This is a genomic window from Bradyrhizobium sp. 482_C4_N1_8, assembly GCF_052075965.1.
GTDB lineage: Bacteria > Pseudomonadota > Alphaproteobacteria > Rhizobiales > Xanthobacteraceae > Bradyrhizobium > Bradyrhizobium barranii.
This window is the reverse complement of sequence record NZ_CP197231.1, coordinates 7,115,534-7,133,813: the sequence shown is the minus strand read 5'-3', so window position 1 is coordinate 7,133,813 and position 18,280 is coordinate 7,115,534. Positions and strand designations below refer to the sequence as shown.

Here is an 18,280-nt window from a genome sequence, read left to right as displayed (position 1 = left end):
TTTCTTGAAGGAGACGTGACGGATGCGCGACCCCTATGAGGTCTTGGGGGTGCCGCGGAGCGCCAACGCTGCCGCGATCAAGAGCGCCTATCGCAAGCTTGCCAAGAAGCACCATCCCGACAGCAACAAGGATGACCCCAAGGCCGCCGAGCGCTTCTCCGAGATCAATTCGGCGAACGAGATCATCGGCGACGAGGACAAGCGCAAGCAGTTCGACCGCGGCGAGATCGACGCCGACGGCAAGCCGCGCTTCCAGGGTTTTCCGGGCGGCGGCGGGCCGCGCGGCCGTGCGGGTCCCGGCGGGTTCGAAAGCTATACGTTCCGCAGCGGCGGCGCGGGCCCTGGTCAGGGCGGCGGCGCGTTCGAGGACATCCTCAACAGCATGTTCGGCGGGACGCGTGGTGCGCGGCCCGGGGCCGGCGGCGCCGGGCAGTTCGAATTCGACACCGGAGGGATCGGCCTCGATCTCGACGTCAATGTCGCGATGAGCGTCTCGCTGGAAGAATCGGTCAAGGGTGGCGAGAAGCGCGTCCGGTTGCCGACGGGCAAGGAGCTCAACGTCAAGATTCCGGCCGGCGTCACCGAGGGCCAGCAGATCCGGTTGCGAGGGCAGGGCGAGAGCGCCCAGGGCCATCCGCCGGGCGATCTCCTGATCACGATCAGCATCGCGCCGCACCCGTTCTTCAAGATCGAGGGTGCCGACCTCAGGATCGACCTGCCGGTCACGCTCTACGAGGCGGTGCTCGGCGGCAAGGTCCGCGTGCCGACCCTCGGCAATGCCGTGGAACTGTCGGTCCCGAAAAACACCTCCAGCGGCCGGACCTTCCGCCTCAAGGGCAAGGGATTGCCAAAAACTGGCGGAACCGGGGATCTCTTCGTCACCATCAGGATTATGCTACCGGACGGGAACGACGCCGAGCTTGAGGCATTGATGGAGAAGTGGCGGGACCAACACCCCTACAATCCACGTAGCGGGCGTGGCTAAAGCATGATCCGGACCCGGAGGGCCGCGTGAGAGCGAGGCGTTCATGCGGCGTTCAGCCGTTTTCCGAAAAGATCATGCGCAAAGAAAATTGCTAAAGCGCGAGCCATCGCGCTTTAGGGCGAGATCGCAACTGAAGGGGGGTCTCCCAAAGGACCAGAGCATCTCTCAACAGATGATGCTCGTCATATGCCTGAGGCGTGAGAGCGCCTCTCGGCTCATGTGGTTCGACGTGTCGGCTGTCCGGCGGGGCAGTCGATAATAGGTGCGGCCTCGAGAGGGGGACCAGCGCGGTACCAAAAACCCCAATCGAGGCCGCCCGCGTCGATCGGCGGATCGAACGCTACTCATTTTCTCGTGAGCATCCGGTGCGATAATGAGACGCACCCATGTCTTGATTCCAAATTTTCAATGTCGGAATCGAGGCACCGCCTTCAAGCGGTTGCTCAGGTACCGTTTTTCTCGGCCTGGTCGTAGACCGCCTGCGCGACCTTGGTCAGGCGATCGCGATCGCTGCCGCCGCTGACGACGTAGCCGACGCCGCGCTCGGCCCAGAACAGTGCGCCGTCCTTGTCGGCTTTGGCGTAGCGCATCTGAGTCGCGCCGGTCTCGGTCTTGGCGGTGTAGATCGTGTACCGCTCGCCCGAGGCGCCCTCATACATCAGGAACGACGCCGGACCGTTCGGCCCCGGCAAGAGCCGGCCGCCGACGAGCTTCAGCCCGCTCGCCTCCAGGTTCGGCGCGAACACGGTCCAGCCGCAACGCCTGGTCAGCCAGGCTTGGAGATGGTCGCGCTCGTTGCCGCCGACCTCGACGGGGTGGCGAACCTCGACGACATAGAGGCGGTGGGCGTCGAGCGCGTCCGCTGTAAAGCTCTGGAAGGTCGAGGGGGCGTTGGCCGCGCCATGCGCCACCCAACCGGCGGTGCCGCCGGCCACGAAGGCGACCAGCACAGCCGCCGCGGCGCCATAGAGCCATTGCCGGGGACGGCGCTCCAGCCGCTCGAGCTCCAGCCGGGCCGGCACCGGCTCCTGGACGACAGAGTCGTAACGCGCGTGAAGCATCTCGGCCATGGCGCGCCAGGACTGCACGCGTCCGGCATCGTCAGGGTGTGCGGCAAGCCAGGCCTCGACGTCGGCGCGGCGCTCGGCCGGCAGCTCGCCGTCGACATAGGCGTGCAGCTCGTCTTCGGTAATGGGAATATTATGGTCGTTCATATCGATCGTCTCTGGCTCTGCGGCCCAAAATGTCTTTCGCAGTTCAACTGCGCTGCTTCCCGCGCCATGCAGGCGAAGCGACCTGCGCGATGCATCAACACTGCCATCACTTCACCCGCTTGAGCGCCGGGCGCTCACCTTCCAGCGAGGCTTTAACGTGGGCTCTCGCTCGCGCCAGGCGCGACATCACGGTGCCGATCGGCACGCCCTGGATGTCGGCGACCTCGCGGTAGCTCATGCCCTCCAGCATCACCAGCAGAAGCACCGAGCGCTGCTCCTCGACCAGCGTCGCCAGCGCCTTCTCGATGTCGCGCCCTTCGGCCTCGGTCCCGCTGGCATCCGGATTGTTCTCCGTCAGCTGCGTGAATTGCGGGCGCCTTGCCAGCGAGCGCCGCCGGTTCTTGTTGAGGTTGGTTAGGATCGTATAGAGCCAGCTCCTGACATCGCCTCCGAGGAACAGGCGCTCCGAACGCAGCGCCCGCACCAGCGTATCCTGCACCAGGTCGTCGGCCGCATCCGCATCGCGCGTGAGCGCGCGGGCGTAGCGGCGCAACGCCGGGATCATGGCTTCCACACTCTGGCGAAACGCACTCATGCCGTCTTGACGTCCTGCTGTCCGGCGCGAGCGCCTCAATCATCATAACACCCGAACGGAACGGCTATTCCGGCGCTTGAAACAGCGTTAACGCCGCGTATTAGGACTGTACCGCGAAGGAGGGCTGGTGTACCTCCAGACCTCAACGAGAGCTCGACGGGACGTTAGCAAATGGCGCAGAATTCAGGTCTGATGCAGGGCAAGCGCGGGGTCATCCTCGGCCTTGCCAACAACCGCTCGATCGCCTGGGGCATCGCCAAGGCATGCCACGCAGCCGGCGCCGAGCTCGCCTTCACCTATCAGGGCGATGCGCTCAAGAAGCGCGTCGAGCCGCTCGCTGCCGAGATCGGCGGCCTCGTGCTCGGCCATTGCGACGTCACCGATGCCGCGACCATCGACGCCGCCTTCGCAGTGCTGAAGGAGAAGTGGGGCAAGATCGACTTCCTGGTGCATGCGATCGCCTATGGCGAGCAGCTCGACGGCCGCTACGTCGACACCACGCCGGAGAATTTCTCCAAGTCGATGCTGATCTCCTGCTACTCGTTCACGGCCGTGGCGCAGCGCGCCGAGAAGCTGATGAGCGATGGCGGCTCGCTCATCACGCTCAGCTATTACGGCGCCGAGAAGTGGATGCCGCACTACAACGTGATGGGCGTGGCGAAAGCCGCGCTGGAGGCCAGCGTGCGCTATCTCGCCGCCGATCTCGGCGAGAAGAACATCCGCGTCAACGCGATCTCGGCCGGCCCGATCAAGACGCTCGCGGCATCCGGCATCGGCGACTTCCGCTATATCCTGAAGTGGAACGAGAACAACGCGCCGATGCGGCGCAACGTCTCGATCGAAGACGTCGGCGGCAGCGCGCTGTATTTCCTCTCCGACCTCGCGCGCGGCGTCACCGGCGAGGTGCATCACGTCGATTCCGGCTATCACGTGCTCGGCATGAAGCGCCCGGACGCGCCGGACATCTCGTTCGGCGGCAAGGACTAGCTTATAAATCTGGAATGCCGGTGCCCACGATCTATTACCTTCGCCACGGTGAGACCGAGTGGAATGCGCTCGGGAGGCTTCAGGGCACCAAGGACGTTCCGCTGAACGCGCGTGGACGCGGTCAGGCCGTGCAGGCCGGCGGCGTGCTGGCGGATCTCTTCAAGCGCGACGGCAAGGACAAGGCGGCGTTACCCTACGTGTCGAGCCCGCTCGGGCGTGCACGCCAGACCATGGAACTCGCGCGCGGCAAGCTCGAACTGCCGCCGGCGGACTACGCGCTCGACGATCGCCTGCGCGAGATCGGCTACGGCAGCTGGGAAGGGCTGACGCTGGCCGAGAGCGAGGCGGCCGATCCGGACGTCTATGCCAGGCGCCTCGCCGACAAATGGACGGTCGGCCCCGCGGACGGGGAGACCTACGCCGATGTGCAGGTCCGCGTGCGGGCCTGGTACAACGAGCTCCGGACCGACACCGTCGCCGTCGCCCACGGCGGGACTTGCCGGGCCCTGATGGTTTCGCTCGGCCTTGAGACGCCGGCCAGCGCCGCCGAGCTCTATATCGAGCAGGGCGCCGTCTACGTCTTCCGCGACGGGCGGCTTGAGAAGTTTAGTTAGGTCGGTTCGCCGTCATCCACGGTGGCTATGGGTTTGACCCCCGGCCCCCCGCGCGTTACCACACGCCCGAACCGACCCAGCGAGCAGCGATGTCCTTCAACACCTTCGGCCACATGTTCCGCGTCACCACCTTCGGCGAGAGCCATGGGGTGGCGATCGGCTGCGTGGTCGACGGCTGTCCGCCCATGATCCCGCTCACCGAGGCCGATATCCAGCAGGATCTCGACCGCCGTCGGCCCGGCCAATCGCGCTTCACCACCCAGCGCCAGGAGCCGGACCAGGTGAAAATCCTGTCCGGCGTGATGGCGCATCCGGAGACCGGCGTGCAGGTGACGACGGGCACCCCGATCGGGCTCCTGATCGAGAACACCGACCAGCGCTCGAAGGACTATTCCGAGATCAAGGACAAGTTTCGTCCCGGACATGCCGACTTCACCTATGAGGCCAAATACGGCCTGCGCGACTATCGTGGCGGCGGCCGCTCCTCGGCGCGCGAGACCGCGATGCGCGTTGCCGCCGGTGCGATCGCGCGAAAAGTGCTGCCCGACGTCAAGGTCCGCGGCGCGCTGGTGCAAATCGGCCCGCACAAGATCGACCGCGACAAATGGGACTGGGACGAGATTGCCAAAAATCCGTTCTTCTGTCCGGACAAGGACAAGGCCGCCTTCTTCGAGACCTATCTCGACGGCATCCGCAAGAGCGGCTCGTCGATCGGCGCGGTGATCGAGGTCGTCGCCGAAGGCGTGCCGGCAGGCTTAGGTGCCCCGATCTACGCAAAACTCGATTCTGATCTCGCGGGTGCGATGATGACCATCAACGCCGTGAAGGGCGTCGAGATCGGTGCCGGCTTTGGCGCGGCCGAGCTCACCGGCGAAGAGAACGCCGACGAGATGCGCACAGGCAATGATGGCACGCGCTTCCTCTCCAACCATGCCGGCGGCGTTCTGGGCGGCATCTCCACCGGACAGCCGGTGGTGGTCCGCTTCGCGGTGAAGCCGACCTCGTCGATCCTCCAGCCGCGCCTCACTGTCGATCGCAAGGGCGCCGACACCGAGATCATGACCAAGGGCCGCCACGACCCCTGTGTCGGCATCCGCGCCGTGCCCGTCGGCGAGGCCATGATGGCCTGCGTGCTCGCCGATCACTTCATTCGGGATCGCGGGCAGGTCGGCCGCTAGAGCATTCGTGTCGCGGTACTAGCCCACCGCGCAGCTTGACGTCCCCACAACTTCGTCCGCAAATGCGGTCATGCAAAACTCCGAGATCCAGCGCATCACCAACTGGCTGATCGACGGTGCGAGGTCGTCTGGGACCCCTTCCGAGATGATCGCCGAGGTCTGCGAGCATCTGGTCGCGGCCGGCCTGCCGCTGTCGCGGTTCGGTATCTTCATCCGAACGCTGCATCCGGAAATCTTCGGCCGCAATTTCATTTGGCGGGAAGGTCAGAAGGTCGAGATTGGTACTGTCGATTTCGAGATTCTGGACACGCCTGAATTCGCCAGGAGCCCGCTCCGGATCGTGTTCGAGGAGGGGCTGGAGGTCCGGGGACGGATGGACGACCCGGACAGCAAGCGGTTTCCGTTCCTCGACGACATGCGCGCCGAAGGCGTGACCGACTACCTCGCGATGCCGATGCACTATCTCGACGGCTCGATCCACGCGACGAGCTGGGTGACGCGGCAGCCCGGCGGCTTCAGCGACGACGACATCGCGGCGATCCGGACCCTTGCGGCACCGCTCGCGCGCGTCAGCGAGATCATCAGCCTGCGCCGCACCGCCGAGATGCTGCTCGACACCTATGTCGGCAACCGTGCCGGCGCGCGCATCCTCGGCGGCCAGATCCGACGCGGCCACAACGACACCATGCAGGCTGCGATCTGGCTCTCGGATCTGCGCGGTTTCACTGCGCTGTCGGACCGGCTGCCGGCCGAGACCGTGGTCGAGATCCTCAACCAGTATTTCGACTGCCAGGTCACCGCGATCCGGGGCCATGGCGGCGAGGTGCTGAAGTTCATGGGCGACGGCCTGCTCGCGGTGTTCCCGATCGACGAATATGTCGGCGATGCCGCCCATGTCTGCACCCGCGTGCTGGAGGCCGCGCGCGAATCCCGCGCCAGCGTCGAGGCGCTCGCTTTCCCGGTCGGCGACATCGTCGAGCGCTTCCGCTTCGGCGTCGCGCTGCACGTCGGCAACATCCTCTACGGCAATATCGGCGGCGGCAATCGCCTCGACTTCACCTGCATCGGCCCCGCCGTCAATCTCGCGGCAAGGCTTGAGAAGATCACGGGCAGGCTGGGGCGGACCGTCGTGGTCTCGGAAGTCTTCGCGAACGCCTGCCGCCATGACTGGCGCGAGCTCGGCGAATTTCCGATCGCAGGGTTTTCGAAGGCGCAACGCGTGTACGGGCTCGCCGAAGAGACGCCGGTGGTGATGGCCTGATGCGCGATGAGATGAAGATCATTCATCGTCGCAACATGAAGCCCTATTCCTCGGGCTCCGTCGTGAACAGCAGCGGATAGCCCTTGGCGCGGCCGGCGTCGGTGGCGCGGGTGGCCTTGGTTTCGGCGACGTCCCTGGTGAACACGGCGACCACGCAGGCGCCCAGCTTGTGCGCGGTGATCATGACCTTGTAGGCCTGATCCTCGGTCATGCGGAACTCGGCCTTGAGGATCATCGTGACGAATTCGCGTGGCGTGAAGTCGTCGTTGATCAGGATGACCTTGTGCAGCTTGGGCCGCTCGACCTTGGTCTTCGTCCTGGTTTTAGGCTTGGTAACGGTGTCGTTCATTCCGCCTCCCGGAAACGGCGGGCTCGGTTCAGCCGCGGTGCTCAGTGTGCGGTCCTCTCACCATATTGCAGGACCTGCACCTTCTCCAAGGTGATCAGGCCGCTCGACATCATGCCATCCAGGATGGGCAGGAATGCGTTGATGCTGTCCTCGCTGTCGACGATCTCGATCAGCAGCGGCAGGTCTTCCGACAGCCGCAGGATCTTCGAGGTGTGCAGCCGGCTCGACTTGCCAAACCCCATCGGGCCGCGCAGCACGGTGGCGCCCGCGAGATGCCGCTCGCGCGCCGTCATCACGATCGCTTCGTAAAGCGGCTTGCCGCCGAAATGGTCGCTCTCGCCGATGAAGATCCGGAGCGAAACAGCCTGATTGGGGATTTGCATGGTCAGCTCCTCGTCAAGCGGTTGTAGCGGCTTGCCATCATATGGCCGAGCCACACGGACACCAGCCAGCAGATGACGGATGCCGCGATATAGGCGAGTGCCGTGTATTTCATGCCGCCGTGGAACAGGCGGAAGGTCTCCAGGCTGAAGGCCGAGAAGGTGGTGTAGCCGCCGCAAAACCCGGTCATGACGAACTGCCGGTGCTCGGGCCGCGCCAGCACGCGGCCGTCGGGGCCGGTCAGCGTTGCGTAGAAGCCGATGATGAGCGATCCCGTGGCATTGATGAACAGCGTCGCGACGGGGAAGCCCGGGCCGGTGTCGAGCACGAGGGAGACGAAATAGCGCGCGAGGCCGCCAAGGACGCTGCCGAAGGAAACCCAGGCATAGAGCATCGCGCTGCGCCAGCGGTCGGTGGAGGAGGGAACGGTCATCCGCCTCTAGCCTCCAAGACCGTCAGCGATGACAAAGCCGCAACTGACGGCGGCAAGGCAAAGCCCGACCGAGAGCGCGACATTGCCGAGCGCATGCATCGGCTCGCCGTTGCGCGCGAGTGTCAGCGTCTGCAGGCTGAACGAGGACACCGTGGTGTAGCAGCCGAGGAACCCGGTCACCGCGAACAGCCATGGATTGGGCGCGGCGAAGATCGAGCCGGGATGGGTTGCCAGCGCGCCGAAAATGCCGATCAGGAAGGCGCCGGTGATGTTGATGGTCATGGTGCCCCAGGGAAAGGTCTCGCCCAGCCGCCGCGCGATCGCGCCCGAGACGAAATAGCGCGCGCAGCCGCCGAGAACGCTGCCGACCACGATTGCGATCACTCCGCTCAACACGACGAACGCTCCTCCATCATCATTTGTCCTCCGCTGCCAGACCATTGCCGACGGCGAGCAGCCCTGCGAGCGCGACCAGCGCGAAGCCGAGCCCGGCCAAAAACGTGCCCGCAGGACCGTAGGCATCCCACAGCGCGCCGGCGATCACGCTTGCGGCTAGCAAGGCCAGTCCGGTGAACAGGTTGAAATAGCCGAATGCGGTGCCGCGCAGGCTCGGCGGCGCGGCGTCGGCGACGAGGGCCGACAGCAGGCCTTGGGTCAATCCCATGTGCAGCCCCCACAGCACGACGCCGAGCGCGAGGCCCGCGAGGCTAGGCAGCAGCGCGAGCGCGAGATCGGCGCCGGCGAGGAAGACGAGGCCGAGCGCGAGCAGGCCGGTCCGGTTGATCCGGTCCGACAGCACGCCGGCCGGATAGGCCGACAGGGCATAGACCACGTTCATCAGCACCAGCACCGCCGGCACCCACATCGCCGAGAGACCGATGTTCTGCGCGCGCAGGATCAAAAAGGCCTCGCTGAAGCGCGCGAGCGTGAACACCACGCCGACCGCGACGACGCGCCAGTACACGGATCCGAGCTGCCGCATGGCGGAGGTGTTCAGCGGATTCTTCGTAGTCTCCCGGCTTGGGTCCGGCTCCGGCTCGCTCACCGCGAATGCGATCAGGCCGAAAGACAGGAAGGCCGGCAGCACCGCTACCCAGAAGACGAGGGCAAAATTATCTGCCGTCCACCACATCAGGCCGATCGCCACGAGCGGTCCGACGAATGCGCCGATGGTGTCGAGCGACTGCCGCAGGCCGAAGCTCGCGCCGCGCAGACCCGCAGGTGCAATGTCGGCGATCAGCGCATCGCGCGGTGCGCCGCGAATACCCTTGCCGACGCGGTCGATGAAGCGCGCGGCAATCAGCCAACCGACGCTGGGGGCAAGCGGGAACAGCGGTTTTGTCAGCGCGGCTAGGCCGTAGCCGAGCGCCGCGAGGAGCTTGCGCCGGCCGAGCCAGTCGGACAATGCGCCGGAGAAGATCTTCGTGATCGAGGCGGTCGCCTCCGCAATGCCCTCGATGAAGCCGACCGTGAGCGTGGAGGCCCCGAGCACGGTGACGAGATAGACCGGCAGCAGCGCGTGGATCATCTCGGAGGAGACGTCCATCAGCATCGAGACGAAGCCGAGCACCCAGATCCCCCTGGGCAGCCCCGCACGCGCAGCATTCGGTGTCGTCGTCGTCACGCCCTGACCTTCGCCTTCAGGCAACAAAAAACCCGCCATCGGCGGGTTTGTCCATGCTCCCGCCAAAGGCCGAGGCTTTGAGATTGCCCCTCCTCGAGCAGGAGTCATCAGCCCACTACGGTCACAGGCCGACGGGCGGTTGTCGGGGGACTCCATCCCCATCTGTACATCCAACCTAGCATGGAAATCGCACCGGACAAGTGGGCGGGGAAGGTCTGTCTTCGGCTCGATGCTGCTGGACGCTCCGGAATGATGGCGTGAGCGATCGCGCATGTCCCCGTGGCGCAAGCGCGGCAACACGGCGGCAGCTTTGCGTGACGTGCGCATTCCCAACTCGCGAATTCCTAACCGGAATGTGAAGCGCAAGCGATCTTCGGACTTTGCGGCAAGGCGATTGCATGTCACCATCGCGTCATACGACGGGAGACTGCGATGCGCATGCTGTTCTCGATCGGGGCTGTGCTGGTGGCCGGCGTACTCGCCGGAGGGGATGTCGCGGGCATCGCGGCACCAGGGCCCAAATTTGAACCGAGCAAGAGTTCGCCACAACGGCTAGCGGCCGATCGGGACGCGCAGACGGTCGATGTCGAGCTGGTCCTCGCGGTCGACGTCTCCTACTCCATGGACATGGACGAACTCGCGATCCAGCGCGAAGGCTATGCGCAGGCGATCCAGTCGAAGGAATTCCTCCAGGCGCTGAAGCTCGGGCCGAATGGCCGGATCGCGGTGACTTACTTCGAATGGGCCGCTTCCAGCGACCAGAAGATCATCATCCCGTGGCGGCTGGTGGACGGACCGGAGACGGCGGACGCGGTCGCCGCCGAGATCTTGAAGACGCCGATCCGGCGCGCCTCGCGCACCTCGATCTCCGGGGCGATCACGTTCGCGATGCCGTTGTTCGACGAGGATCCCTATCGCGGCTTGCGCCGCGTGATCGACATTTCCGGTGACGGCCCGAACAACAATGGCGGCCCGGTGACGGCCGCGCGCGACGCCGCGCTCGAGAAGGGCATCGTCATCAACGGCCTGCCGATCATGGTCAAGGAGCCGTCCTATTCGACCATGGATATCGACAATCTCGACTACTACTACGAGGACTGCGTTATCGGCGGTCCCGGCTCCTTCGTCATCACGATCAAGGATCGCGACAAGTTCAAGGAAGCGATCCGCACCAAGCTCCTGATGGAGGTCGCGGGCCGCATGCCGGAGCGCCCCGTGAGGCGCGTTGCCGACAAGGAGCCACGGGTCAGCTGCTTGATCGGCGAGAAAATCTGGTCGGACCGCTGGGGGCGCTGATCCGCACCACCCCGAATGAGACCTTTTGCCCTGTCCCGCCCGCGGTCGAATTTAACCACGCGTTAACTGCTGCGTGGCCCTAATCGGCCTGCTTCCCGTTGTTTCCGGATAAAGTTCTGACTTCGCCGTCCGGCGCGCGAACAGAAGCGGGTCTGTCAGACAAATCCGCCGAGCAATCCAATGGCCATCGTCACATCGAGCACCAGCCAGATTTCGCCCGCCAACGAGCGGGTGTATCACCAGAGCAGTCTGGTGGGTGACTGGAAGGGCAATTGGGCAGGCAACAACCAGGCCGTCGGCTTCAAGGTCGTGAACATCCGCGGGGCCAGGGCCCAAATCGAGTACACCCATAACGGGCACACCGAGCGCGGTATCGGCGAGGTCAATGGTGCAACGATAAGCTACGGCAACGTCACGGTCGGCACCAAGGACGGCAAGAACCTAGTGCTCCTGTTCTCCTCGGGCGTTGGCAAGCAGAGCGCGACTTTGCAGAAACAGGCGGCGCCGGGTTCCGACAGCATCCTCATGGGAAGCTGGGGCGGCTATTCCGCCGACATCGGCAAGAGTGCGAGCTTTCGCGTGCTGGCCATCAACGGCAAGGAGGCGACGGTCAGCGTCACCACCGACGGTATCACCCGCCAGGGCACCGGCTACGTCTACAGGAACGTCATCATGTTCGGGCAGTCGCAGATATCGACCGACAACGGACAAAACGGCAAGATCATCTATCAGGTCGGCTCCAAATCCTTCACCGTGCCGGTGACGAAATATCCGCCTGCGGATTCGTCGTCCTCGGTGGACAGGACGGCCTGAACGCCAGCCTCCCTGGGCGGCCGGCGGCCCCCCTCACCATTTCGGCGCCCGCTTCTCCACGAACGCCCTCAATCCCTCCTGCGCTTCGTCCGACGTCGCGACATTGCAGAAATCGTCTACTGCACTTGCGATGCTGCGCCGGTAGTCGAGATCAATCTGGCGCATGAAGGCGGCGCGGCCCATCCGCAGCACGGCGGCCGACTTGCCGGCGAATTGCGCCGCGAGCTTGATCACCTCGGTGTCGAGCTCCGCATCGGCGACGACGCGGTTGACCACGCCGAGTTCCCGCGCCTCCGCGGCGGTGAAGACGCGGCCGGTGAACAGCAGCTCGAAAGCGCGGTGGCGTCCGACGATGCGCGGCAGGTGTGCGTAGTGGATCGCGGGAATGACGCCGACGTCGATCTCGGGATAGCCGAACGTCGCGCTCTCGGCCGCCAGCACCACGTCGCAGGACACCGCCATGGTCATGCCGCCGCCGCGCGCCGCACCACCGACCGCGGCGATCGACGGTTTTCCGAGCCCGTACTGGGCGTCGTAAAGGTCGATATAGAGCGCCTGGAGGAATTCGCGGATCTCGGCGCCGGATTTGCCAAGCAGGATGTCGAGGTCGAGGCCGGCCGAAAAGCGCTTGGCGATCGCGCTCGCCAGCACGACAACGCGAGCTTCCGGATCGTTCGCTGCGCGACGCAGGGCCGCGACCACCGCACGGATGACCTCGAGGCTCAGTGCATTGACGGGCGGGCGGCGCAGCGTGATGCGGGCGATGTTGCCTGCGCGTTCGTAGGCGACGGGATTGTCAGATGTCACCGGGTTCTCCATGCTTTCGGGAAACGTGCGGCATCGATCGAGGTGGTGGCCCGGTTATTTCGCGGCGAGCGGCGGCGGCGGGACGCTGTCGTTCGGTGCTTCCGCCTTGTCCGGGCGACAGCTTACGGTGCGGCTTGGGCCGTGCAAGACCTCCAGCGCGCATGCTAGACTGCGTGCAGGAGATTGCTTGCCGGATGGAGGGACCAATGACCGACGAACACCCGATGATGGCCGGCTCCGCCACCGTCTTCGTCGTGTCCGACATCACAGCCAGCCTCGCTTATTACCGCGACGTGCTCGGCTTCGAGGTCACCTTCGAATACGGTCAGCCTCCGTCCTACGCCTGCCTCTGCCGTGACGAGGTCGGCCTGCATCTGCTTGCGGCGGCGGTAACGAAGCGGTTGCCCGGGCACGGCGGCATCTGCATCTTCGTCAGGGACGTCGATCAGATCTATGCCGAACTATCGGGACGCGGCGCCAGGCTGCTCAACCGGCCGGAGGACCGTGACTATCGCATGCGCGATTTCGACGTCGTCGACGCCGACGGCAATCAGCTCACGTTCGGTATGGGAACGGACGACGCGGCCTGACATCGCCGGCCGCGCGTCCGCCATTGCATCAGATCCTGGCCTCCAGGATCAGGTTGAAGGGTGTTTCGGCGGCGCGGCGGAAGCGCGACAGGCCGCCTTCGCTGGCGACCTTGCGCAGCCTTGCCTCGCCGGCTTGGGCGCCCAGCGCGAGGCCCACCTCCTGATCGAGCGAGGCCGGCGTGCAGATCATGGTCGATGCCGCATAGTAGACCCGCCCGACCGGGTTGAGATTGTCTTCGAGGCGGTCGCCTGCGAACGGCTCGACCAGCATGCAGGTGCCGTCCTTCGCCATGGTCTTGCGCACGTGGCTGATGGCGCCGACGGGATCGCCCATGTCGTGCAGGCAATCGAAGAAGCAGACGAGATCGTAGCCCTCGGCGGGATAGGTCTTCGCCGAGTGAACCGCGAAGCTGACACGATCGCCCAGCTTCGCCTCAGTCGTCGCCTTTCGTGCGGCCGCGATCGAGCCCTCGTGATAGTCGAAGCCGTAGAAGCGGGAGTTCGGGAAGGCCTCCGCCATCAGCCGTGTCGAGACGCCGTGCCCGCAGCCGACGTCGGCGACCTTGGCACCGCGCTTCAGCTTGTCCACGACGCCTTCGAGCGCGGGCAGCCACTCCTGCACCAGATGATGCATGTAGCCGGTGCGGAAGAACCGGGCGGTGCCGCAGAACAGGCACTCGCTGCGACGATTCCAGCCGACGCCCTTGCCGGACTTGAATGCGTCCGTAATTTTCGGCTCGTCGAGGAACGCCGCGGCAATGACATTACCGACCGCGCCGAGGAAGACCGGGCTGTCATCATCGGCAAGCGCCATCGCCTGCTCCGGCAGCATCGAGAACTTGCCGGAAGCGGAGTCGTATTCGACGTAACCAGAAGCCGCCTGGCTCGCCAGCCACTCGCGGACGTAGCGTTCGTTCGTTCCGGTGGCGCTTGCGAGCTCGGCAGAGCTCATGGGTCCCTTGGCGGCGAGGGCGCGGTAGAGGCCGAGCTTGTCGCCCAGCAGGACCAGCGATGCGTTCATCGCGGCACCGACCTCGGTGATCATCTTGCCCATAAAGGCATTCAACCTGTCGGAATCGACCTCCATGACAGCCTCCATGTTGTGTCTGGCATTTTCAAAGGTCTGCGCAATTGCGTCTTGCCGGACTGCGCCGGCCGATCAGGATCGAAGCGACGGCTCGCGTTCGCGCGTCCTCTATGTGGGTCAATCCGTCGCGCAGGAGGTTCAACACGTCAGGATAACGTGATTTTGGAACTCGATGGCGCGACCACCGGCATCGCGTCACTGGTATTCGTGTGATCCCCGGCATATAATTTCCGCACTTTTTTGACGGTTACCTGAATGTCCAGCCTTGCACGTTCCTGCGGTCTCGCAACTCTCTTCGTGGTGTTCTGCCTCGGCGGAGCGCCGGCTCATGCGCAAGTCGCGCCCCTGCAATATTGGATCCCGGGCGGGCCTTTCGGCTTTGGTGGCAGCGCCGGCCAGGGCTCCGATGGCTACGGCAATTTTCCGAGCTTCAAGGGTGGCGATGCCAACGCAGGCTATGATTTTCGTCCCGGTTTCTTCGTCGGAAGCGAACGCGGCAATCTAGGCCTGGGCGGCCTCAGCCAGCCTGCGCCGGCCGGCAATTTCAACGCGCTCTCCTACGATGGCACGCAGTTCGGTTACAACTACAAGACCGCGGGCGGCATGCCCGTCACGTTCTTTGCCGGGTTCGACACGCTGAAATACAATGGCGGCATCGGCAGCTCGCTCGCCCCGCTCACCTCCAGCGCCTCGCCCGGCTACGGCGCTTTCGCGGGTGTCGAGTTCAAGCCGACCTCCAACCTCAGCCTGTCGTTCGGCGCCGGTTTCACCCAGCAGCAATCGGGACGCATGGACAGCGACATCAATTCGTCAATGCTGCCCGGCGAGTCACCGGCGTTGGGTGGCTTGCGTCGTTGAGCGGTCACGCGTCGCTTTCGCCGCCCGCTTGACGGCAGCCGCGTTGGCTTACGACAAGCCCGCCACCAGCGGGCGTTGCAGGTGCTTCGCCATCAGCTCTGCCGCTTCGGCGTAACGCCGCGTTTCCAGAACCTCGAGCAGGCGCAAATGCTCGCGCACGTGCCGCCGCATACCGTCGCGGTCGGCGAAGCTGCGATAGGCGAACAGGCGTCTGATCGAATTCACGCGCCGGAGCGATTCAAGAAAGAAGGGATTGCCGGCGCCGCGAATGATCTCCTCATGGAATTCGCAACCGGAAAGAAAGACCTCGCCGATCGTCATCTTCTCGAGCTCGCCTTCGAATACGCGCAGCTGGCGCTCGCGCAAGCGTGCAATCACCTCCTGCGGCAGCGCAAAGCTGGGCTGCGCGATTGCCGCAGGTTCGATCACCGCGCGAAACGCCATGGCCTTGGCGTGAGCTTCGGGGTTCGAGACCGTCTCCGCGAAGCGCCAGCCATAACCCGGCAGGCGTGCAATCCAGCCCTCGGCAGCGATCCGGTCAAGCAGCCGCTGCAACTCGGCCCGGCTGAGGCCATAGCGGCGCATCAGCTCCGCCTCGGTGACGTCAGCCGGCAGCCGGCTTGCGAGCACGTCGCCTGCGATGGACGTATAAACCTGTTCGCTGCGCCTGACCGCCGCGAGGGCTGGCTGGGCTGCGCCGCTGGTCGGATGCTTGGCCAGCACGAACCCGCGATGTGGCTCGCCGCGCGCGAGCCCTGCCGCTTCCAGAGCCTTGAGGCCGAGCCGGATCGGCGCGCGTGAAAGATCGAGCGCATCGGCAAGCCTTTGTTCGATCAAGCGATCGCCAGCCTTCATGCCTTCGCGTCGGGCGAGCGCCATGATCAGCCCGGCGAGGTGCTCGGCGCGCTCGGAACCGCCTTTGCTTGAAGCGGGCGGTCGGGAATTGTCGGAGGCGGTCATTGCAGTGCACGCGGATTTTGAGCTTGACAGACTGTCCCACGGATTGTTCTTTTACGCAATAATATACAATCGAACCAGGGAGAGCCTGATGGCGCATGCGCCGGATGTCCTGATTTGCGAGGTCGGCCCCCGCGATGGGCTGCAAAACCTGGACGTGTTCGTTCCCACCGAAGCCAAATGCGCGCTGATTGATACGATCGCCGCCGCCGGCGTGCGCGAGATCGACGCGGGATCCTTCGTGCCGCCGAAGGTCGTACCGCAATTCGCCGATGTCGATGCGGTGATGGCGCACGCGCTCGCGCACAGGACCGCGACCATCGGTGCACTTGTGCCGAACGTGAAGGGCGCCGAGCGCGCCATCGCCGCCGGTGTCGACGCCGTCTACTTCGTCATCTCCGCCAGCGAGACGCACAACCGCGCCAATGTGCGGCGCTCGATCGAAGAGCAGCTCGACGGGTTTCGCGCGGTCCGCGCCGCGATCGACGCCTGTCCGGCGGGCCGGCGGCCGCACCTGATGGGCGCGATCGCCACCTCCTTCGGCTGCTCGCTGGAAGGCGAGGTGAGCGAAGCGGCGGTGTGCCGGGTCGCGCGCGCCTTTGCCGAGGCCGGTGCCGACGAGATCGGGCTCGCCGACACCGTCGGCTACGCCACCCCGAAACTGGTCAGGCAGATCGTCGAAGCCGTCAGGCGTGAAGTCGGATTGCAGATGACGCTGCGGCTGCATCTGCACGACACGCTCGGTGCTGGCCTCGCCAATGCCGTCGCCGGCCTCGAAGCCGGGATCCGGCGTTTCGACGCCGCGGTATCAGGACTTGGCGGCTGTCCTTTCGCGCCTGGTGCCCGCGGCAACATCGTCACCGAGGATCTCGTGTTCATGCTGGAACGCATGGGACTTTCGACCGGCATCGACCTCGATCGGCTGATGCAAACGCGCGAGATTCTGGCCCGCCACATCCAGGCAAAACATCTGACCGGGCACCTGCACGAGGCCGGCATTCCCAAGGTGCTGCGGAGGGCGGCATGACGACGGCCGCGCCCGAGGCGGCAACGGAGCTGCGTCCGCTGGCCGGCCTTCGTGTCATCGAGTTCAGCCAGATGGTGATGGGGCCGAGCTGCGGCTTGATCCTCGCCGATCTCGGCGCCGACGTGATCAAGGTCGAGCCGCCCAAGGGCGACCGCACCCGCTATTTCAAGGGGCCCGCTGCCGGCTTCTTCGCCACCTACAGCCGCAACAAGCGCAGCATCGCGCTGGATACGTCGACCGCGGAAGGCCAGACCATCGCGCGGCGGCTGATCGAGAGCAGCGACGTCCTGATCGAGAATTTCCGACCCGGCCTGCTGAAGCGGATCAGTCTCGACTACGAGTCGGTTGCCGCTTTTGCGCCGCGCCTGATCTACTGCTCGCTCAAGGGCTATTTGCCCGGCCCGTACGAGAATCGCCTCGCGCTCGACGAGGTCGTGCAGATGATGGGCGGCCTTGCCTACATGACGGGCCTGCCGGACCGGCCGATGCGCGCCGGTGCCTCGGTCAACGACATCATGGGCGGCATGTTCGGCGTGATCGCGATCCAGGCCGCGCTGGCCGAGCGGCAGCGCACCGGGCGCGGCCGCTACATCCAGAGCGCGCTCTACGAGAACAACGTGTTCCTGATGGCGCAGGCCATGATGTGCGAGGTGGTCAGCGGCCAGCCCTCGATCCCCTATTCGATCAAGGACAGCCCCTGGCCGGTCTACGATCTCTTCGACACCAGGGACGGCTCGAAGCTGTTCGTCACCATCGTCGGTGAAGAGCAATGGGAGGCGTTCTGCCGCGCCTTCGATCGCGAATCCTGGCTTGCCGATCCGCGCTTTGCGACGAGCAACGACCGCGTCGATCATCGCGGCTGGCTGATCCCGGAGATCGCGAAGATCTTCAAGCAATGGGACAAGGCCGATCTCGCGGCACGCCTCGAGCAGCTCGATCTGCCCTACGCGCCGGTCAACAAGCCCGGCGATCTCTTCGACGACCCGCATCTGAACCAGTCGGGCGGGCTGACCAACATTCACCTGCCTGACGGCGGCGAGGCAAAAACGCCGCTGTTGCCGATCTCCATGGACGGCCGCCGGCTGCCCAACCGCTACGATCCGCCGCAGATCGGCGAGCAGACGCGCGAGATCCTGAGCGAGATCGGCATTTCGTCGAGTGAAATCGAGACGCTGCAAAAGGCAGGAACCATCCGGATTGCGCCTGGGCCGTCCTGACGAACGG

Annotated in this window: 21 protein-coding genes and 1 riboswitch; of the genes, 11 read left to right on the top strand and 10 right to left on the bottom strand. The window is 65.1% G+C overall.

All coding sequences use genetic code 11. The annotated features are described in order from the left end of the window. The first annotated feature begins 22 nt into the window (after positions 1 to 22). Positions 23 to 985 (top strand): DnaJ C-terminal domain-containing protein, encoded by a 963-nt coding sequence (locus AB7Z56_RS33770; RefSeq protein WP_441256738.1) that lies wholly within the window; start codon positions 23 to 25, stop codon positions 983 to 985. 443 nt (positions 986 to 1,428) lie between these two features. Here the strand turns inward: AB7Z56_RS33770 and AB7Z56_RS33765 are convergent, their stop codons facing one another. Further along, entirely contained in the window at positions 1,429 to 2,199 is a 771-nt protein-coding gene (locus AB7Z56_RS33765; RefSeq protein ID WP_014497223.1) for an anti-sigma factor family protein, read from the bottom strand. Positions 2,200 to 2,305: 106 nt separating this feature from the next. Further along, a complete protein-coding gene (locus tag AB7Z56_RS33760; protein ID WP_014497222.1) occupies positions 2,306 to 2,794 on the bottom strand; it encodes a sigma-70 family RNA polymerase sigma factor in 489 nt (162 codons plus the stop codon). Between the two features lie 171 nt (positions 2,795 to 2,965). Here AB7Z56_RS33760 and fabI point away from each other — a divergent pair, with 171 nt between their 5' ends. From fabI to AB7Z56_RS33740, 4 genes are all read left to right on the top strand, one after another. Next, entirely contained in the window at positions 2,966 to 3,781 is an 816-nt protein-coding gene (gene fabI / locus AB7Z56_RS33755; RefSeq protein ID WP_063984926.1) for an enoyl-ACP reductase FabI, read from the top strand. 14 nt (positions 3,782 to 3,795) lie between these two features. Further along, a complete protein-coding gene (locus AB7Z56_RS33750; RefSeq protein ID WP_063984925.1) occupies positions 3,796 to 4,395 on the top strand; it encodes a histidine phosphatase family protein in 600 nt (199 codons plus the stop codon). 89 nt (positions 4,396 to 4,484) lie between these two features. Next, a complete protein-coding gene (gene aroC / locus AB7Z56_RS33745; protein ID WP_063984924.1) occupies positions 4,485 to 5,573 on the top strand; it encodes a chorismate synthase in 1,089 nt (362 codons plus the stop codon). 70 nt (positions 5,574 to 5,643) lie between these two features. Next, positions 5,644 to 6,834 (top strand): adenylate/guanylate cyclase domain-containing protein, encoded by a 1,191-nt coding sequence (locus AB7Z56_RS33740; RefSeq protein WP_063984923.1) that lies wholly within the window; start codon positions 5,644 to 5,646, stop codon positions 6,832 to 6,834. Positions 6,835 to 6,877: 43 nt separating this feature from the next. Here the strand turns inward: AB7Z56_RS33740 and clpS are convergent, their stop codons facing one another. The 5 genes from clpS to AB7Z56_RS33715 are packed head-to-tail and all read right to left on the bottom strand — an operon-like array spanning position 6,878 to position 9,660. Further along, positions 6,878 to 7,183, bottom strand: coding sequence for an ATP-dependent Clp protease adapter ClpS (gene clpS, locus AB7Z56_RS33735; RefSeq protein WP_014497217.1), 306 nt, complete (start codon positions 7,181 to 7,183; stop codon positions 6,878 to 6,880). Between the two features lie 41 nt (positions 7,184 to 7,224). Continuing rightward, complete coding sequence (locus tag AB7Z56_RS33730; RefSeq protein WP_063984922.1) at positions 7,225 to 7,566, bottom strand: DUF190 domain-containing protein; 342 nt, start codon at positions 7,564 to 7,566, stop codon at positions 7,225 to 7,227. Between the two features lie 2 nt (positions 7,567 to 7,568). Beyond that, complete coding sequence (gene crcB, locus AB7Z56_RS33725; RefSeq protein ID WP_212487035.1) at positions 7,569 to 7,997, bottom strand: fluoride efflux transporter CrcB; 429 nt, start codon at positions 7,995 to 7,997, stop codon at positions 7,569 to 7,571. Positions 7,998 to 8,003: 6 nt separating this feature from the next. Then, a complete protein-coding gene (crcB, locus tag AB7Z56_RS33720; RefSeq protein WP_063984920.1) occupies positions 8,004 to 8,438 on the bottom strand; it encodes a fluoride efflux transporter CrcB in 435 nt (144 codons plus the stop codon). Beyond that, entirely contained in the window at positions 8,413 to 9,660 is a 1,248-nt protein-coding gene (locus tag AB7Z56_RS33715) for an MFS transporter (protein ID WP_231144376.1), read from the bottom strand. Before AB7Z56_RS33715 ends, crcB (AB7Z56_RS33720) begins: the two co-directional genes overlap by 26 nt. A 52-nt stretch (positions 9,661 to 9,712) precedes the next feature. Beyond that, positions 9,713 to 9,790, bottom strand: a riboswitch (Fluoride riboswitch). Positions 9,791 to 10,053: 263 nt separating this feature from the next. On the opposite strand from AB7Z56_RS33715, the gene AB7Z56_RS33710 reads away from it, so the two are divergent. Continuing rightward, entirely contained in the window at positions 10,054 to 10,917 is an 864-nt protein-coding gene (locus AB7Z56_RS33710) for a DUF1194 domain-containing protein (RefSeq protein ID WP_063984919.1), read from the top strand. A 180-nt stretch (positions 10,918 to 11,097) separates the two neighbouring features. After that, positions 11,098 to 11,730: a hypothetical protein gene (locus AB7Z56_RS33705; RefSeq protein WP_063984918.1), complete on the top strand. Its 633-nt coding sequence runs from the start codon at positions 11,098 to 11,100 to the stop codon at positions 11,728 to 11,730. A gap of 33 nt (positions 11,731 to 11,763) precedes the next feature. Here the strand turns inward: AB7Z56_RS33705 and AB7Z56_RS33700 are convergent, their stop codons facing one another. Next, a complete protein-coding gene (locus AB7Z56_RS33700) occupies positions 11,764 to 12,537 on the bottom strand; it encodes an enoyl-CoA hydratase/isomerase family protein (protein ID WP_441256737.1) in 774 nt (257 codons plus the stop codon). Positions 12,538 to 12,743: 206 nt separating this feature from the next. Here AB7Z56_RS33700 and AB7Z56_RS33695 point away from each other — a divergent pair, with 206 nt between their 5' ends. Beyond that, positions 12,744 to 13,127 (top strand): bleomycin resistance protein, encoded by a 384-nt coding sequence (locus AB7Z56_RS33695; protein WP_063984917.1) that lies wholly within the window; start codon positions 12,744 to 12,746, stop codon positions 13,125 to 13,127. 28 nt (positions 13,128 to 13,155) lie between these two features. Here the strand turns inward: AB7Z56_RS33695 and AB7Z56_RS33690 are convergent, their stop codons facing one another. Then, complete coding sequence (locus tag AB7Z56_RS33690) at positions 13,156 to 14,214, bottom strand: class I SAM-dependent methyltransferase (RefSeq protein ID WP_063986592.1); 1,059 nt, start codon at positions 14,212 to 14,214, stop codon at positions 13,156 to 13,158. Between the two features lie 255 nt (positions 14,215 to 14,469). Between AB7Z56_RS33690 and AB7Z56_RS33685 the strand changes: the two genes are divergently transcribed. Next, a complete protein-coding gene (locus AB7Z56_RS33685; protein WP_063984916.1) occupies positions 14,470 to 15,072 on the top strand; it encodes a hypothetical protein in 603 nt (200 codons plus the stop codon). 48 nt (positions 15,073 to 15,120) lie between these two features. Here AB7Z56_RS33685 and AB7Z56_RS33680 read toward each other — a convergent pair whose 3' ends face one another. Then, positions 15,121 to 16,032, bottom strand: coding sequence for a GntR family transcriptional regulator (locus AB7Z56_RS33680; RefSeq protein WP_084795387.1), 912 nt, complete (start codon positions 16,030 to 16,032; stop codon positions 15,121 to 15,123). An 88-nt stretch (positions 16,033 to 16,120) separates the two neighbouring features. On the opposite strand from AB7Z56_RS33680, the gene AB7Z56_RS33675 reads away from it, so the two are divergent. Beyond that, positions 16,121 to 17,056 (top strand): hydroxymethylglutaryl-CoA lyase, encoded by a 936-nt coding sequence (locus AB7Z56_RS33675; RefSeq protein ID WP_063984915.1) that lies wholly within the window; start codon positions 16,121 to 16,123, stop codon positions 17,054 to 17,056. Then, complete coding sequence (locus AB7Z56_RS33670) at positions 17,053 to 18,273, top strand: CaiB/BaiF CoA transferase family protein (RefSeq protein WP_063984914.1); 1,221 nt, start codon at positions 17,053 to 17,055, stop codon at positions 18,271 to 18,273. The genes AB7Z56_RS33675 and AB7Z56_RS33670 overlap by 4 nt, the downstream gene beginning before the upstream one ends. Positions 18,274 to 18,280 lie beyond the last annotated feature (7 nt).

Coding starts and splice junctions, on each gene's coding strand:
- AB7Z56_RS33770 (WP_441256738.1), top strand. CDS start 23: ATGCGCGACCCCTATGAGGTCTTGGGGGTGCCGCGGAGCGCCAACGCT.
- AB7Z56_RS33765 (WP_014497223.1), bottom strand. CDS start 2,199: ATGAACGACCATAATATTCCCATTACCGAAGACGAGCTGCACGCCTAT.
- AB7Z56_RS33760 (WP_014497222.1), bottom strand. CDS start 2,794: ATGAGTGCGTTTCGCCAGAGTGTGGAAGCCATGATCCCGGCGTTGCGC.
- fabI (WP_063984926.1), top strand. CDS start 2,966: ATGGCGCAGAATTCAGGTCTGATGCAGGGCAAGCGCGGGGTCATCCTC.
- AB7Z56_RS33750 (WP_063984925.1), top strand. CDS start 3,796: ATGCCGGTGCCCACGATCTATTACCTTCGCCACGGTGAGACCGAGTGG.
- aroC (WP_063984924.1), top strand. CDS start 4,485: ATGTCCTTCAACACCTTCGGCCACATGTTCCGCGTCACCACCTTCGGC.
- AB7Z56_RS33740 (WP_063984923.1), top strand. CDS start 5,644: ATGCAAAACTCCGAGATCCAGCGCATCACCAACTGGCTGATCGACGGT.
- clpS (WP_014497217.1), bottom strand. CDS start 7,183: ATGAACGACACCGTTACCAAGCCTAAAACCAGGACGAAGACCAAGGTC.
- AB7Z56_RS33730 (WP_063984922.1), bottom strand. CDS start 7,566: ATGCAAATCCCCAATCAGGCTGTTTCGCTCCGGATCTTCATCGGCGAG.
- crcB (WP_212487035.1), bottom strand. CDS start 7,997: ATGACCGTTCCCTCCTCCACCGACCGCTGGCGCAGCGCGATGCTCTAT.
- crcB (WP_063984920.1), bottom strand. CDS start 8,438: ATGGTCTGGCAGCGGAGGACAAATGATGATGGAGGAGCGTTCGTCGTG.
- AB7Z56_RS33715 (WP_231144376.1), bottom strand. CDS start 9,660: ATGGCGGGTTTTTTGTTGCCTGAAGGCGAAGGTCAGGGCGTGACGACG.
- AB7Z56_RS33710 (WP_063984919.1), top strand. CDS start 10,054: ATGCGCATGCTGTTCTCGATCGGGGCTGTGCTGGTGGCCGGCGTACTC.
- AB7Z56_RS33705 (WP_063984918.1), top strand. CDS start 11,098: ATGGCCATCGTCACATCGAGCACCAGCCAGATTTCGCCCGCCAACGAG.
- AB7Z56_RS33695 (WP_063984917.1), top strand. CDS start 12,744: ATGACCGACGAACACCCGATGATGGCCGGCTCCGCCACCGTCTTCGTC.
- AB7Z56_RS33690 (WP_063986592.1), bottom strand. CDS start 14,214: ATGGAGGTCGATTCCGACAGGTTGAATGCCTTTATGGGCAAGATGATC.
- AB7Z56_RS33685 (WP_063984916.1), top strand. CDS start 14,470: ATGTCCAGCCTTGCACGTTCCTGCGGTCTCGCAACTCTCTTCGTGGTG.
- AB7Z56_RS33680 (WP_084795387.1), bottom strand. CDS start 16,032: ATGACCGCCTCCGACAATTCCCGACCGCCCGCTTCAAGCAAAGGCGGT.
- AB7Z56_RS33675 (WP_063984915.1), top strand. CDS start 16,121: ATGGCGCATGCGCCGGATGTCCTGATTTGCGAGGTCGGCCCCCGCGAT.
- AB7Z56_RS33670 (WP_063984914.1), top strand. CDS start 17,053: ATGACGACGGCCGCGCCCGAGGCGGCAACGGAGCTGCGTCCGCTGGCC.